At 59.8% G+C, this 14,098-nt stretch carries 15 protein-coding genes; 5 read left to right on the top strand and 10 right to left on the bottom strand.

The genetic code is table 11. The features are described 5' to 3' along the window. The first annotated feature begins 230 nt into the window (after window positions 1-230). Entirely contained in the window at window positions 231-668 is a 438-nt protein-coding gene (locus AB5Z14_RS06645) for a universal stress protein (protein ID WP_055285548.1), read from the top strand. 179 nt (window positions 669-847) lie between these two features. Here AB5Z14_RS06645 and AB5Z14_RS06650 read toward each other — a convergent pair whose 3' ends face one another. From AB5Z14_RS06650 to purH, 6 genes are all read right to left on the bottom strand, one after another. Then, a complete protein-coding gene (locus tag AB5Z14_RS06650; protein ID WP_368130818.1) occupies window positions 848-2,137 on the bottom strand; it encodes a HipA domain-containing protein in 1,290 nt (429 codons plus the stop codon). 3 nt (window positions 2,138-2,140) lie between these two features. Beyond that, window positions 2,141-2,377: a helix-turn-helix domain-containing protein gene (locus tag AB5Z14_RS06655; protein WP_368130819.1), complete on the bottom strand. Its 237-nt coding sequence runs from the start codon at window positions 2,375-2,377 to the stop codon at window positions 2,141-2,143. A 138-nt stretch (window positions 2,378-2,515) separates the two neighbouring features. Then, complete coding sequence (locus AB5Z14_RS06660; RefSeq protein ID WP_368130820.1) at window positions 2,516-3,559, bottom strand: sensor histidine kinase; 1,044 nt, start codon at window positions 3,557-3,559, stop codon at window positions 2,516-2,518. 9 nt (window positions 3,560-3,568) lie between these two features. Continuing rightward, entirely contained in the window at window positions 3,569-4,240 is a 672-nt protein-coding gene (locus AB5Z14_RS06665; RefSeq protein ID WP_368130821.1) for a response regulator transcription factor, read from the bottom strand. Window positions 4,241-4,419: 179 nt separating this feature from the next. After that, window positions 4,420-5,127, bottom strand: a complete 708-nt coding sequence (locus AB5Z14_RS06670; RefSeq protein ID WP_368130822.1) for a hypothetical protein — start codon at window positions 5,125-5,127, stop codon at window positions 4,420-4,422. 105 nt (window positions 5,128-5,232) lie between these two features. Then, window positions 5,233-6,840: a bifunctional phosphoribosylaminoimidazolecarboxamide formyltransferase/IMP cyclohydrolase gene (gene purH, locus AB5Z14_RS06675; RefSeq protein WP_368130823.1), complete on the bottom strand. Its 1,608-nt coding sequence runs from the start codon at window positions 6,838-6,840 to the stop codon at window positions 5,233-5,235. Between the two features lie 277 nt (window positions 6,841-7,117). On the opposite strand from purH, the gene AB5Z14_RS06680 reads away from it, so the two are divergent. After that, window positions 7,118-7,759 carry a GNAT family N-acetyltransferase gene (locus tag AB5Z14_RS06680; protein WP_368130824.1) on the top strand — a complete coding sequence of 214 codons (642 nt, stop codon included), beginning with the start codon at window positions 7,118-7,120 and terminating at the stop codon, window positions 7,757-7,759. Window positions 7,760-7,898: 139 nt separating this feature from the next. Here AB5Z14_RS06680 and AB5Z14_RS06685 read toward each other — a convergent pair whose 3' ends face one another. Beyond that, window positions 7,899-9,842 carry a DUF2207 family protein gene (locus AB5Z14_RS06685; RefSeq protein WP_368130825.1) on the bottom strand — a complete coding sequence of 648 codons (1,944 nt, stop codon included), beginning with the start codon at window positions 9,840-9,842 and terminating at the stop codon, window positions 7,899-7,901. 515 nt (window positions 9,843-10,357) lie between these two features. On the opposite strand from AB5Z14_RS06685, the gene gluQRS reads away from it, so the two are divergent. The 3 genes from gluQRS (at window position 10,358) to AB5Z14_RS06700 (ending at window position 12,208) form a co-directional block, all read left to right on the top strand. Further along, window positions 10,358-11,368, top strand: coding sequence for a tRNA glutamyl-Q(34) synthetase GluQRS (gene gluQRS / locus AB5Z14_RS06690; RefSeq protein WP_368130826.1), 1,011 nt, complete (start codon window positions 10,358-10,360; stop codon window positions 11,366-11,368). A 103-nt stretch (window positions 11,369-11,471) separates the two neighbouring features. Beyond that, window positions 11,472-11,738 (top strand): type II toxin-antitoxin system TacA family antitoxin, encoded by a 267-nt coding sequence (locus AB5Z14_RS06695; protein WP_368130827.1) that lies wholly within the window; start codon window positions 11,472-11,474, stop codon window positions 11,736-11,738. Continuing rightward, complete coding sequence (locus tag AB5Z14_RS06700; protein WP_368130828.1) at window positions 11,735-12,208, top strand: GNAT family N-acetyltransferase; 474 nt, start codon at window positions 11,735-11,737, stop codon at window positions 12,206-12,208. The genes AB5Z14_RS06695 and AB5Z14_RS06700 overlap by 4 nt, the downstream gene beginning before the upstream one ends. 121 nt (window positions 12,209-12,329) lie before the next feature. Here AB5Z14_RS06700 and AB5Z14_RS06705 read toward each other — a convergent pair whose 3' ends face one another. Genes AB5Z14_RS06705 through AB5Z14_RS06715 form a run of 3 tightly spaced genes read right to left on the bottom strand, consistent with a single transcriptional unit; the run spans window position 12,330 to window position 13,970 of the window. Then, the gene (locus tag AB5Z14_RS06705) at window positions 12,330-13,055 is read right to left on the bottom strand and encodes a metallophosphoesterase (RefSeq protein ID WP_368130829.1); all 726 of its coding nucleotides are present in this window, start codon (window positions 13,053-13,055) and stop codon (window positions 12,330-12,332) included. Then, window positions 13,052-13,690, bottom strand: coding sequence for a metallophosphoesterase (locus AB5Z14_RS06710; RefSeq protein WP_368130830.1), 639 nt, complete (start codon window positions 13,688-13,690; stop codon window positions 13,052-13,054). Before AB5Z14_RS06710 ends, AB5Z14_RS06705 begins: the two co-directional genes overlap by 4 nt. A gap of 40 nt (window positions 13,691-13,730) precedes the next feature. Beyond that, window positions 13,731-13,970 (bottom strand): hypothetical protein, encoded by a 240-nt coding sequence (locus AB5Z14_RS06715; RefSeq protein WP_368130831.1) that lies wholly within the window; start codon window positions 13,968-13,970, stop codon window positions 13,731-13,733. Window positions 13,971-14,098 lie beyond the last annotated feature (128 nt).

Here is a 14,098-nt window from a genome sequence, read left to right on the forward strand (position 1 = left end):
ACCCGCCGGTAGATGTTCTGCGGACGATGCGGGCGATGTCCCATTATCAACCGTTGGCGGCGCGACCGTGCCTACCCTTACCAAAAAACTCGCCCGTTCACAGAATTGCGAGCGGTCAAACCGAAATCCTTGGGTATAACTGCAACAAGGTAAAGTGTCCGGCGGTCAACGCACCCGCGCCCGCCCGACGCACGAGCCCCGCGCCCGTGCGATAGACCAAGGAGGAAACCATGAACGAGGGCTACACCAAGGTATTTGTTTCACTCGACGGTACTGAGCAGCAGGATTTTGTGCTCGCACGCGCCATCAAGGTCGCCGCGAACAACGGCGCCAAGCTGATCATCGGCCACGTCATTGACTCCACGGCGCTCGAGAGCGCCGGTTCCTATCCGGTCGACCTGGTCAACGGCCTGGAGGAGGCCTTTAACAACTCCATCGCCAAGCAGCTCGAGGAGGCCAAGGCCAATCCCGATATTCCCGAGGTCGAGGTCATGATTCGCACCGGTCGCATTCGCGAGACGCTCAAGGACGAGATGCTCGACGTGGTCAAGCCCGATCTGGTGCTCTGCGGCGCCCGCGGCCTGTCCTCGATTAAGTACGCGCTACTGGGCTCGATTTCGACGTTCCTGCTGCGCAATACGGACTGCGACATTTTGGTCGTGAAGTAGCGTTGCTCCCACCGGCCGCGGGGCCTGCGGGGTTTCCACGGGCACGTCCTCGCCGCGTTGCGGCTGCGGGATGTGCCCTTAGGAAACCCCTCCCGGCCCCGCGGCCTTCGCAGCCTTACTTCAGCGAGTTGGCTGATTAAAAGATGGCGTGCCGCCCCGTTTGGGGCGGCACGTTTTTGTTATGAAGCAAATTGTTCTAGAACTTTAATTCTGGGAGCTGCATCTCCGAAAATCTGAGTCGCAACTCGACCTAGATCACCAGATGCTTCAGACAATTCGCCGAGCTTCTGTTTTGTGCACTCTGCAACCTCACAGCAGATGGCTCGGTAACGCCTGAGCGGCAAACTTAAATCTTCGGCAACAAATTCAAAGTCCTTTGCATCCACCTCATCGATAACGCGATGGTCACCGATGTCGATACCGAGATTATGGTCATAGCCCAAAATCGTCGTGCACACAATGTCATACGCCGGCGACAGACGCTTTGACCGCCAGTTGGGTCCCAATAGAAGCGAATGGTTTTTGAGATGCGAATCGCAGTTTCCTAAAAGGTAGTCAATTGCCACTTGACGGCCAAAAATCTGAACATCCGCTATAGCGTTTGACGACTGTTCCCTGAGAAGTCGTCCGCACATCGCCATATAATTTGTATTTTGCTGGTTTTCGTATTTCATAAACGACGGCCAACCCAATGCTTGGCAAAAGTCTTCCTGATGGAGGCGCATGGGAGTCCGATTTCCCTCAACAATACTGCACCCATCAGCCCAGACACGGTCATAGCGCTCCGAGATAAATACATTGTTGAGCGCTTCAGACGCAAACGACCCCGCCACGCACAATCCCGAGGCCTGCGCCACATCCATGCAAACTTGTTCGTTCGTGGGCAAATCTGGATGCTTGCCCGAGGCGACCTTAATGATATGCGTCGAGGGAGCAGAACCGATTGGCAACATCCATTGTCCGGGACCAGCGGTCTTCGCATCCGCACTGCGAGGTAAATACCAACCAGTCTTCGATTGCGCCCCCGCCAGCGATAATCGCGAAATCTGCATCGCATTCGCGATCTCAACAATCTCGCTCTTATGCAACTCATCCGCATCCGCCTGCGTCAACGGCCTAAACCCAGCTCGCGATTCAACGGCGTCATCCGAACGAAACATGAGAGCCCCAACGCACTCCTCACCCAAACGCGCCAACATCGAAAGGTAGTCGGACTGAGGAATCTGGAATCGCGTGGACAACTCCGCACGAACCGGCCCCTCGGGAATCATCCCAGAAAAGAAGCCGCCATATTCATTCGAGTGAAAGGGTTCGCGCCGAAGCGGCAACGAGGCAGACAACGGTGCCGCCGACTTCTGAGACAAATAACGCTCACTGTAGGAAAAAATAATGTCGCCGGTATCAACCGCATCGAACGAGCCCACCGGCTCAAACTCTCCTTGGAACTCACGCATGACACAAAGAGACATTCCCTACCCCCTATTCCTAAGCATAATGTCAATACCGAGACTATTTGCTATCTCGAGTACTTGCTTTAGGTTTGCGCCGGCTTTCCCGCGCTCAAGATCACCCACAAATCTGGGGCTACACTGATTGAACTCAGCGACTTCACACTGCGTATAGCCAAGCTCTTTTCGTCTGGAGCGAATCTGCTTGCCCAAATCCTCTAAAGAGCGAACTATTTTCTCTTTTTCGTCAAAGCCAGCCATAAGCCACCTCATCAATCTTCCTGTTTGGGAAGATTATAGCTCAAGCCATCTAAATCTTCCCATTTGGTAAGATTCTAACGCGTTCATTTAGAATCTTCCCAAACGGGAAGATTCCGTCGATCGCGCCACGCGGCCTGACTACTCAAAGTATTGGAACTTGTTCGTTGAAAAAGCGAACGTGACGACGAAGCCTTCGCCCGGCTCGGACGATGCGGTGACGTCGATGCCCATCTTGGAGCACAGACGCGCCACCAGGTAGAGGCCGATGCCTGTTGCGCGCTTGGTGGCGCGGCCGTTGTCGCCGGTAAAGCCCTTCTCGAACACGCGCGGCAGGTCTGCCGCACACACGCCGCAGCCGTTGTCCGCGACGGTAAGCTCGATGCGCTCGCTTGCCAGGCCCTCGTCCAGCAACGCGCCCGAAAACACGATCTTTGCGCCGTCCTCACGCGCATATTTAATGCTGTTCTGAATGAGCTGGCCCAGAATAAACTCGAGCCACTTCTCGTCGGTAAACACCTCAAAGTCGAGGTTCTCGCACACCGGGGCCACGTGCGCCGCGATGAGCTCACGCGCGTTGGCCTTGATCGCGCCCGTCACCAGGGTCTTAAGATCCCAGCGGCGAATCAGGTAGTCACGCTCCACGACTTCCGAGCGCGCATAGTACAGCGCCTGGTCGATATAACGCTCCACGCGAGCCAACTCACGGCCCAGGTCATCCACGCGCGACAGGTCGTCTTCGCTGCCGTCCAGGTTTTCCAGAATCAGATGAGCTGCCGCCAAGGGCAGTTTGGCCTCGTGGACCCAGCTCTCGATATAGTCGCGATAGTCGTCGGTTTGACGGCGTCCTTCCGCCACCTCATCGCAAGCCGCCTTACCCACGCGGCGCAGGACTTCGTATTCGAGCTCGCCCTCGGCATAGGTTGGGCATTGCACCATCTCTTGCACCCACGCGGGGCTCTCCAGCTCCTCGGCCGCCCGCTCCAGCTGATGCAGAAAACGACGGCGGCGCGCGTACTCGATCACGATGCCGAGCATGCCAAAGACAAAGGACACGCCGACCGCCACAATCACGATGGAGACGGGCGCGCCGGCAACCGTCAGCACAAAGCAGCTCAACAGCACGCCGCACGTCCACACGGTGACGGGGAGCAGCGCGTCTTTAAAGAACTTGGCAAACGACATGGCCGGCCCCTAGACCGAATAGCCCTGGCCGCGGTGCGTGGTCAGGTACCCCTTGATGCCGATTTTTTCGAGCGTGGTGCGCAGGCGGTTGATGTTGACGGTGAGCGTGTTGTCGTCCACGAAGGCATCGGAGTCCCACAGGTCCTGCATGATGGCCGAGCGCGAGACGATTTTGCCCGCGCGGCTCAGGAGCAGCGAGAGGATCCGCAGCTCGTTTTTGGTGAGCTCGGTGCTGGCACCGGTTTGCGTGTTGGTGACCATGGAGCGCGCGAGGTCGAGCTCCAGCCCTTTGTGGACCAGGGTGCTGCGCTCGCCGGCCGCCGCGGTGCGGCGCAGCAGCGCGTTGATGCGCGCCACGAGCACGCGCGCGCTGTAGGGCTTGGGGACAAAATCGTCCGCGCCGAGCGTCATGGCCATGACCTCGTCGATTTCGGTCGTGCGCGAGGTAAGGACAATGATGGGGACCTCGGATTCTCGGCGGACTTCGTGGCAGATGTGCTGGCCATCTTTGACGGGGAGCGTGAGGTCGAGCAGTACAAGATCGGGCGCGGCGGCCAAGATGTCGCGTGAAACATGCTCAAACGATTCGCAGGCCTCGACCTCAAAGCCGGCACGCGCAAGGATGTCACCGAGTTCGCGACGAATGGGCTCGTCGTCCTCGACGATATAGATCAATGCCATGTGTATCCGCTCCCCTCTTAGTTTTGTTACGGCTATTATTGCCGCGAAGTCGCCGGCACGCGTCTCGCGCGGCAACAAGGTGACAGAACTGTTCGCGAGCGAAAGCGTTCGGCACGCCCTCGCTCGCAACGGGTGTGGGACTCAAAATGATTTTTTAATCCCCGTCCCAGAAAAATCATTTAGCAGCGGGCGCGGAGTTTTTCGTAACCGTCGGCGAAGAAGGTGACCATCGCGGCATCGGTCTCGTCGGCGTCAGTGTCGCTAGCGGGGACCACGCCGTGCTCGTCGCTCACCAGGAACAGCGCGCCCTTAAGCTGCGCGGGAATGTCTACACGCGTGACCGGGATATCCTTGGTTTGGGCCAGCTGCTCGATGAGCGTTGCCGTGCCGCACAGGCACTCATCCGCCGGCGCCACAAAGGCCAGCTCGCCGTTGTTGACGGCAGCAAGCAGCTCGGGTGCCACGCCGGTCTCGTCGGCCTCGGAGCGGGCCTCGGCAGAACGGGCGCGCAGTGCCTTGGCCGATGTGTCGGCCAGCGGCTCGTACTCCCCCACGGTCATGGCGGCGTTGCCGTTCACATCAATCACTAGCATGAGCACGCCGTCGTGGGCGGTGTAGTCGCCCTCGGCAAGCGACCACTCAACGTGCTGCTTGGCCCAGCTGAGCATGTTATGGGTAAGCGGCTCGCCCTGCACCAGACGCTCGGACAGCGCGCGGATGTGACGGTTGAGCATGGGCACCTTTTTGTTGGACATGCGCCAACGGCAGATGAGCGCGGGCTTGTCGAGCGTGAACTTCTCGACCGCCTCCTGATTGGCGCAAAAGTCCTCGTACGCACGCTGATCCTCGGCATTACCAAACAGTTCGGCATCATCAATCTGGGGCATGGTTGTACCTTTCGTGTTAGTCATTCCGTCCTCTTATACCAAAAAGACGGCCCTCCAAACGGAGCAGCCGTCTTTTGCAGAGATTATTTTGTCCCGAGGCGAAACTTAGTGGCGGAAATGCCTGGCACCGGTGAAGACCATCGCAATACCATGCTCGTTGCAGGCCTGGATGCTCTCGTCGTCGCGCTTGGAGCCGCCAGGCTGGATGATGCAGGTCACGCCGTGCGCGGCAAGCACGTCGACGTTGTCGCGGAACGGGAAGAATGCGTCGCTTGCGCAGGCAAAGCCGCCCTTCTCCACACCCTCGCGCTCGCAGAAGTCCTCGGCACGCTCGCAGGCCAACAGCGCAGAATCCACGCGGTTGGGCTGACCCGGGCCCATGCCAATGCCGGCCTTGCCCTTGGAGACCAGGATGGCGTTGGACTTGACGCCCTTGCAGACCTTCCAGGCAAACTCGAGCTCGGCCATCTCGGCGTCGGTGGGCTTGCGGTCGGTGGGGAACGTAAAGGTCGCGGGGTCCTCGGTCACATGGTCGACCTCCTGCACCAGCATACCGCCGTCGATGGAGCGCAGCTCCACCTGGGCGCCGTGGTCCACGCCGCCGGTGGCCAGCACGCGCAGGTTGGGGCGCTTAGCCATGCGCTCGAGCGCATCATCGGTGTAGCCCGGGGCGATGATGACCTCGACGAACTGCTTGTTCTGGTCGGCGAAGTGCTCGACCAGCTCAAAGGGAACCTCGCGGTTGCAGGCGATGATGCCGCCGAAGGCGCTCTTGGGATCGCAGGCGAAGGCGCGGTCGTAGGCAGCCGTAATGTCCTCGGCAACGGCGGAACCGCAAGGGTTCTGGTGCTTGAGGATCACGCAGGCCGGCTCATCGAACTCGCGGACCAGGTTCCAGGCGGCGTCGGCGTCCAGGTAGTTGTTGTAGCTGAGCGGCTTGCCCTGGATCTGCTCGGAGCCCACGAGCGGGAACTGGGAGCTCGCGGTGTTCTCGCAGCCCTCGGCAAAGCGGTAGACCGTGGCCTTCTGCTGCGGGTTCTCACCATAGCGCAGGTCATCGACCTTCTCCAGCGAGATCTCGAGCTTGGCAGAGGTGTCCGCCACGTCGCTTGCCTGGGCGGCGAGCCAACGGGAGATTGCCGTGTCGTAGGCGGCGGTGGTCTGGTAGACCTTCACCTGCAGACGACGACGGGTGGAAAGCGTGGTGCAGCCGCCGGTCTCGTGCATCTCGGCAAGGACGGCGTCGTAGTCGGCCGGGTCGGAGATGACAGTGACGCTCGCGGCGTTCTTGGCGGCAGAGCGCAGCATGGAGGGACCGCCGATATCGATGTGCTCGATGGCGTCCGCGAAGGTGACCTCGGGGTTGGCGACGGTCTTCTCAAACTCGTACAGGTTGACGACGACCAGATCAATCAGCTTAATGCCGTGCTGAGCGGCCTCCTGCATGTGCTGCTCGGAATCGCGGCGGGCAAGCAGCGCGCCGTGAACCTTGGGGTGCAGCGTCTTAACGCGGCCGTCCATCATCTCGGGATAGCCCGTGAACTCCTCGATGGGGGTTACGGGAACGCCCGCGTCCTCGATGGCACGAGCCGTGCCACCCGTAGAGATGATCTCGACGCCAAAGTCGTCAACCAGCGTCCGTGCGAAATCGACGACACCCGTCTTATCGGTAACCGAGATCAACGCGCGTGCGATCTTCACATCAGATCCCATGCAGTCCTCCTGTCTGGTACGCCGCCGTGCTCTGTGAGTCGGTGATACGTCGATCTGCAGCGCTCGCGCAGCGGCATTGAAAATACTGATTCAATGTAGCGCATCGAGCGTGCCGATGCACCCCGCAACGTCCGCTTGTGCAGAAAAAGCTCGCGAGCGGAGGATACGGGCGCGGCGGCGGGCGCGGTGAGTTGATGGAACACAGGGGCACCATATTTAGATGCCAACGGCGTGGTAGAACTGTGCTCGATATGCATCCGCAACAGAAAGAGGCACCATGGTCTCGCGGGTTCTCTACCGACCGTTTGATACCGAAGACTTCGACGCCATCGCGCTGATTCTGCAGCGCCTTTGGCACAACAATTCGGATAACGATGAGTACAACCGCCTCGAGGCCGCGTGCGATCTTGCCTATTGCCTTTCATCCTCGACGTTTTCGCAGGTCGCCGTAATCGACGGCGAGGCGCGTGGCATTTCGCTTGCGCGCGCCGGACACAGCTCTGGCGCCACCGTCAACGAACATTGGATGGACACCGAACGTGCGCTGCTATCGCAGATGCGCGAGCTGGAGCCTGAGGCATGCGCCGAGTATCTCTCGTTTGTGCGTGCCACCATTCGGACTAACAACCGTCTGCTCGAGAGCAGCCCGCTGCCGCATGAATACGAGGTCACGCTGCTCGCCGTCGACCCCGACGTCCATGGCCTGGGTGTTGGGACAGTACTGCTCGACGCCGCGATCTCGCACCTCTCCTCGCGCGGGGCAACCAAGGCGCACCTGTATACCGACTCTGACTGCTCTTGGAAGTTCTATGAGCTGCACGGCTTTAAGCGCACGGCCACGCACCGCGCCAGCCGCGAAGAGCGCCGTCGCGACATGCCGCGCGAAAGCTTCCTCTACGAACTCGACCTGACCGTCTAGGCCCAGCAGCCATACCTAGTCGTTGGGGACGTTCTTAAATGACTAGTCGCTGGGGACAGTCTTCGTAGGTAGCGCATAAAAAGGGGATGGGCTTTCCCCGACGGCTGTCGAGAAAAGCCCATCCCATAGCTTACGACCGTTAGAACGTTCCGCCGCCGCCTCCGCCGGCGCCACCACCGCCGCCACCAGAGAAGCCGCCGCCTCCACCGCCGCTCGAGCTATCGGAACTCGAAGCCAGCTCGCGGATACTCTCGTGATACACGCTATCGAACGAATCGAGCGGGGACTGGTTGCCGTAATGATGGTAGTACCACCAGTAGCAGGGGTAATTGTCGTAGAAGCCGTCAGCCTCGCGCACCTCGGGCGGCACGGCCTCGGCAAGCTGGCGCAGCACTTCCTTCGAAACGCCCAGCGCCGCGCCCATCACCAGCAGTTTGTTCCACAGCACCAAGTCGCCCGGGACGGCTTCCCTTAGGCGCGTGAAGTCCTCGAGCCAATGCTTAAGCGCCTTGCAACGGGCCGCCACCTCGGCACCCTCCGGTGTAAAGCGGCGGAACGTAAGGCCCACGCCAATGCCCACCAGCACGATAGGCACCGAGATCACCGCGGCGATAATGTTCGCCTGCGCGCCATCGGTAAAGAAGATGGATCCCACGGGGATAAAGGCGACCAAGATGCCAAGGACCAGGCAAAACACCATCGCGACAATGCCGTCCGAGGCAACGTACTCGCTGTCGGCCAGCTTGCCCTTAACGGTGTTCTGATAGTCCTCGAGTTTGTCGCCCACGGGCGTAGCGTGCTGCTTGACGTAGTGCTGCAGCTCGTCGAACGTGCGCGAGCGGTTGCCGCTCTCATCGGGTTTTACGCCGGCAAAGAACACCTTGAGCACCATGTGGTCAATGCCCTTGGCCGACTTCCAGCCCGCATCGCTCACCGTCACGCGATACGTCTGCTCTTCTTTTTCACGCCCCAACAGACCCTTCTTGGCCTTGGTCACGGTCGCCTGCTCCAGCTTGATCACACGGTCGTCAGTAAGCTTCATGAGCGTGGCGATATATGCCTGATCGGGCACCTCGTTCCAGCTCATGAGGGCCGAAAGCACGGCGGGATGGTCGGCCGAAGGCACATCGCGGAAATATTCGTCCTGGAAAAGCGGCTTGGGCTTGCGGCGGCGCAGCTTGAGCACAACGATTGTGCCGGTAAAGGCCACCGCCGCGACAACACTTAGCACGGCAAGTACATTGGCAATCATGCGAGCGTGAGCGCGGCGGGCGTTAGCTTCGTCGGCCCATTCCTTCTCTTCGCTCAGGATTGTCGGCATGCGCTCCTCGCTTGAAGCGGAAATCCATGGCACCCAGTCGCTGGGGAAAGCGATGCGCGCCTCGGCGAATTCGCCCTGATGCACGCAGGGAATGGTATAGGTGACCATGGGCTCGTCCTCATCGAGTGACACGTCGCCCGTCAGCGGACCGTGGCCCCATGCGCGGAAGTTATCGCCCTTGACGGCCGCCGTCCCGGCAGCGGCATTTGCGAAGTACACTTCCATCTCGACATCGTCGGAATCCGCGGACCAGCCGTCACCTACAAATTTCCAGTAGAGCTCAGCGGTATCGGCCCAGTTCATGACCGCACCGGTCATGGTGTAGCTCACGTAATAGATCGCACTGTCGCCGCTCTCGTGAGGGCTGAAAACCTTGATCTTTACGCCGCCGTCGGACTGCTCAACCGTATAGACGCCGCTGTCGCCTTTGTTTGCATAGTCGACCCTGTTAAACGCAGCGTCGTCTTCCTCGACGCTCAGCACGTCGACACCCGCCGCGCCGCCCTGCTGGTTGGTGCCTGTATTGATATCCCAATACACGCCGTTGACGTCGTCGTCGAAATCAAACTGGCGTCCCTCGACAACGGTCAACGAGCCATCGGCCTCGACCGTGGCGCCGATGTAGGTTTGGCTCATGGAGTAGCCGTCGGCGTGCGCGGCGGCAGGCAGTAGCAACAACGCAAGCGCGACGAGCGCGCAGACGGAAGCGAATCGCGCGAATAGGCGGCGCTGCCGACAGGTCTTGGCAACGGGGGCGTTCATAGGCACATCCTTTGTCTGTGATACCAACAGCGCCATTGTCCCACGTTTACGGGCGCACACGACGAATATCTGGGCCAACGGAACGTCAAATGGGACAAAAGTCCCACCCGAGCCTGGCACTTAGGGGCGTTCCTTATCTGCCGGCAGTTTGGGACACTTCTTGGCATGGCCTGCACCAACGATAGATACCACTTCACAGCTCCGTCACAGGTGTAGCGGCTTTGTGTTGCTGCGGCGCGCACTGATTGAGTCCGCGAGCAAGGGGCATAAAGCTGTTGAGCGAAAACGGTTTGCCCCTTTGCCGTTCGCTCGAGGATCATGTCCCCCTTTTCCGCGGAAACCCCGGCAGTTGCGAAGAGCTGCCGGGGTTTCTGTCGTTTGAGGGGTTGAAGGGGCTAGCTTGCGAGCGGTAATCGAGATGTTGAGCCGGTGCCCGCCGCGCGCAACACGCGGCCTCGACAACTTGCGGACCACAGTGACGCCTCCCCATCGCGCCCCGCGCTATACTCGTCCACATGGATATCAAAGCACGCAACATAGCAACGCCCGCCGCGGACGCGCCAACGACGCTGCCCGCCTCCGCTCCTGCGCCTGTTGTGGGCCGCTTTGCCCCGTCGCCCTCGGGCCGTATGCACCTGGGCAACGTGTTCAGTTGCCTGTGCGCGTGGCTTTCGGCCCGCAGCCAGGGCGGCAGCATCGTGTTGCGCATCGAGGACCTGGACGATCGCTGTAAGCGCCCGGAACTTGCCGCCCAGCTCATCGACGACCTAGCCTGGCTAGGGCTTGAGTGGGACGAAGGCCCCTACTACCAGCACGATCGCCTTGATCTGTACGAGAACGCCCTGCACCAGCTGCAGGGTGCCGGCCTCACCTACCCCTGTTTTTGCACGCGCGCCGAACTCCACGCCGCAAGCGCGCCGCACGCCAGCGACGGCACGCCCATCTACCGTGGCGCCTGCCGAGGGCTTTCGGCCGAAGATGTCGCCCGCCGCAGTGCCCTGCGCGCCCCGGCCACACGCCTTCGCGTGCCCACCGTCGACGACCTCGCAGACGATGTGGTCGAATTTGTGGACCGCACGTATGGTGCCCAATGCGAGGCGCTCGCCACCGAATGCGGCGACTTTTTAGTGCGCCGCAGCGACGGCGTGTTTGCCTATCAGCTGGCCGTGGTGGTTGATGACGCCGACATGGGTATTACCGAGATCGTACGCGGATGTGACCTGCTTGGCTCCACGCCACGCCAAATCTATCTGCAGCATTTGCTGGGACTGCCTACACCGCACTACGCGCACATTCCGCTGCTCATGTCGCCGGACGGCCGCCGCCTTTCCAAGCGCGACCGCGATCTGGACCTGGGCGAGCTCCGCACCCGCTTTGGCACACCCGAGGCACTGCTGGGCTGGCTCGCCGGGCAAACGGGCATCGCGCCGGACACCACACCGCGCTCTGCCGAGCAGCTGGTCGAGCACTTTAGCTGGGATGTCATCCGCGCACATCGGGAGAACATCACTGTAACGGTCCAGTAGCCAAATACGCCCCGCCCCCTCGTCCCCCTTCAACGAGGACATAATTCTGTGTCTTGTTATGTACGGAATAATTCCGTACAATTATGCAAAGGAGGTTTTTGCCATGCCAACGATTGAGAAACAACGCCGTATGGATCTAAGGTTGACCGAACGTCAACGCCTTACTTACGAGCGCGCCGCGGCCTTACGTGGCCAAACTCTCACCCAATGGGCCACAGCTCACCTTGACGAGAGCTCCGCACGTGATATCGCCGAGGCGTCAACAACCTATCTTTCTCCTGATGGTTTCGATGCATTTTGCGAAATGCTCGATTCCCCCATGCCCCAAGCCGCAAAAGCGCTGCTTGACCGTGAAGCGGTTTGGGAATGAGCACATTTACCAAGCCCGTTCAACTCCCCGTTGGCCAAGGCATCGAGGCTTTCCACTGCGGAAACACTCTTGTAGACGGATGGGCTAAAAATAGATCAGCCTCGGCGCGAAGAAGAGGATCAGCAGTTATATACGCATCGTATTGCGACGGCGCAGTCGCTGGGTTTTATACGTTGTGTACGCACTCCGTGGCTCGCGAAAATGTTGATGGAGGATGGTTCGTGCGGAACTCCCCCTCCCAAGTTCCTACAGTGCTACTTGGAATGATGGGGGTCGACGAGAAGTTCAAGGGGCTTGGTCTTGGAGCTTCACTACTCAAAGATGCCATCGAAAACGCCTTGAAAATCTCTGCCCTGGCAGGAGCGCGAGCTTTGGTTGTCGATCCAGTAGATGATAAGGCGGCAGCATTCTATGAACATTTTGGCTTCGCCACCCTACCCGGAACCAACCGAATGGCGCTGAAACTCTAGATTGTCATGCGACATCTCCTCCAGCTCCCAGCATGCCTTAAGTTACCCTACAAATAAAGATTACACTGAAATGTAGGGTAACTACCCAAGGCATCGTATGAAGTGCTCGCTACGCCCGCCCCTACGCAACATCCCAAGGCTGGAGCTCGTCGCCCAGGCGAACGATGCGGTCGTAGAGCACGGTATGGCGCTCGGCCGGGTTGGCGTCGCGATGAAAATGCCCGTAGTACCAGCGCTTGTAGTCCAAGCGGTCTTCCAGCTCATCGAAAAATGCCGTGAGTCGGTCAACGCTGGGGCAATTCCAGCCGGATGCCGGATAGAGCGTGGGCGAAAGCATGCGCGTAGAGCAGGTGTGGGTGATTACGTAGTCGACCTTCCAACCCACGCTGTCGAGCTTTGCCCGCGCCTCCTCAAAGTTGCGCTCGTCCGGCAGCTCCTGCGGCCACCAGCTGGAATAGGGAATGCGGTATTCTTTGTCCACGCTCGTGGCGCCGCCCATGGTAAAAATCGTTGAGCCATCGAGCTCAAAAACCTCGCCGCGCGTCAGGCGCCGTATGGGAGAGGTATCCGACAGGCGCTGCGTCAGCCCACCGTGCCACAGCTCCATGGGGCGCTCCGCCCAGTGATCGAAACGCTCGTGGTTACCGTCGACGAACAGCACGGTATAGGGGCGCGACTCCAGCCAGGCAATGTCGGCGCACTCCTCGGCAGAGAAATCCCACGGAAAGCCAAAGTCGCCCGCGACAATCAGATAGTCGTCACTCGTCAGACCATCCCCAAGCTCCCAGTCGCGCAGCTTTTGCATGTCGACGCCGCCGTGAATATCGCCCGTCACATAGACCGTCATCGGATCACCACTTCCCGCTTATAGGTTTCGAGATCGTGCTCAATCTGCTCGTCGCCCGTGGCGTTGACCCACCACGGCCATTTAACGCAACACATCGGCTCGTCTACCTGCGCAAACCACGACCTGAGCTCCTCCAGGCTCACGGGGGCGTAGCTGTTAGCGTCCACACCCACGTCATAGCGCAGCAGCCCCTGCCTGAGGTTGAACTTGTTGTACGCACCGCCGCAGCTGTGGATATGCCCGCGCAGATGCCAACTGCCGTGCGACATGCCCTGCCAGTCGGCCATGGGATAGTGGCTCAGCACGATTTTCTGCCGATCGATTTTGAGCACGCAAATGGGCGGCTCGACGATAAAAGCATCCGCTACGGCAGGCTGCGTCCAGTCTTTGTCGTGGTTGCCGGGCAGCAGATGGACACGCTTGCAGACAATGCTCTTGCGCAGCTCGTAGGCATCTTGGACCGTCATCTTAAAGCTAAAGTCGCCCAAGATGTAGAGCTCGTCATCCGCAGCGACCTTGCTGTTAATATTAGCGACCATGGCATCGTTCATCTGCGCAACCGCCGACCAAGGCCTGTCGGCGAACCGTAGCACGTTCTCATGTCCAAAGTGAGTATCACTGGTAAACCAGATCACGGGGACCTCCTGTTGCTGCGGGGTATCCATCCCTTAGGGCTTACCCCTCGTTCTTCCATCCAAACGGGGCGAGCACCCAAAAGATCAAATCGAGCACGCCGCCGGTCATCATGGCGGCGGCAAGGGCGATGACAACGTGCAGGGAACTGGCACTTCGGAGCACGTCGAATGGCCCCAAAACAGCCAGCAGCGCGACCGCTGCGCCGGCCACGCACAGCGCAAGACACGGTCCCGCGTCCTTGACGCACTTCTTTGCAAGGTGCTTGGTGTTGTCACTCATCGATATCGAACTCCTTAGAGGATCGTTGCTTTGATTCATGCCGCCGCAGCAGAGCAGGACGGCCTGTTAAGTGTCGCATGCCGTGCGGACACGATTGATTTACCCTACATATTCCATAATTTGATAGA

Origin of the sequence: Collinsella aerofaciens (assembly GCF_040910265.1) — a bacterium.
In the GTDB taxonomy this organism is placed as follows: Bacteria; Actinomycetota; Coriobacteriia; order Coriobacteriales; family Coriobacteriaceae; genus Collinsella; species Collinsella aerofaciens_BK.

Bases quoted from the DNA above. Each gene is read 5' to 3' on its own strand.
- AB5Z14_RS06695 (WP_368130827.1), top strand. From the start codon at position 11,472: ATGCCAACGATTGAGAAACAACGCCGTATGGATCTAAGGTTGACCGAA.
- AB5Z14_RS06685 (WP_368130825.1), bottom strand. From the start codon at position 9,842: ATGAACGCCCCCGTTGCCAAGACCTGTCGGCAGCGCCGCCTATTCGCG.
- AB5Z14_RS06715 (WP_368130831.1), bottom strand. From the start codon at position 13,970: ATGAGTGACAACACCAAGCACCTTGCAAAGAAGTGCGTCAAGGACGCG.
- AB5Z14_RS06700 (WP_368130828.1), top strand. From the start codon at position 11,735: ATGAGCACATTTACCAAGCCCGTTCAACTCCCCGTTGGCCAAGGCATC.
- AB5Z14_RS06670 (WP_368130822.1), bottom strand. From the start codon at position 5,127: ATGCCCCAGATTGATGATGCCGAACTGTTTGGTAATGCCGAGGATCAG.
- AB5Z14_RS06650 (WP_368130818.1), bottom strand. From the start codon at position 2,137: ATGTCTCTTTGTGTCATGCGTGAGTTCCAAGGAGAGTTTGAGCCGGTG.
- AB5Z14_RS06665 (WP_368130821.1), bottom strand. From the start codon at position 4,240: ATGGCATTGATCTATATCGTCGAGGACGACGAGCCCATTCGTCGCGAA.
- AB5Z14_RS06680 (WP_368130824.1), top strand. From the start codon at position 7,118: ATGGTCTCGCGGGTTCTCTACCGACCGTTTGATACCGAAGACTTCGAC.
- AB5Z14_RS06655 (WP_368130819.1), bottom strand. From the start codon at position 2,377: ATGGCTGGCTTTGACGAAAAAGAGAAAATAGTTCGCTCTTTAGAGGAT.
- purH (WP_368130823.1), bottom strand. From the start codon at position 6,840: ATGGGATCTGATGTGAAGATCGCACGCGCGTTGATCTCGGTTACCGAT.
- AB5Z14_RS06660 (WP_368130820.1), bottom strand. From the start codon at position 3,559: ATGTCGTTTGCCAAGTTCTTTAAAGACGCGCTGCTCCCCGTCACCGTG.
- AB5Z14_RS06705 (WP_368130829.1), bottom strand. From the start codon at position 13,055: ATGACGGTCTATGTGACGGGCGATATTCACGGCGGCGTCGACATGCAA.
- gluQRS (WP_368130826.1), top strand. From the start codon at position 10,358: ATGGATATCAAAGCACGCAACATAGCAACGCCCGCCGCGGACGCGCCA.
- AB5Z14_RS06645 (WP_055285548.1), top strand. From the start codon at position 231: ATGAACGAGGGCTACACCAAGGTATTTGTTTCACTCGACGGTACTGAG.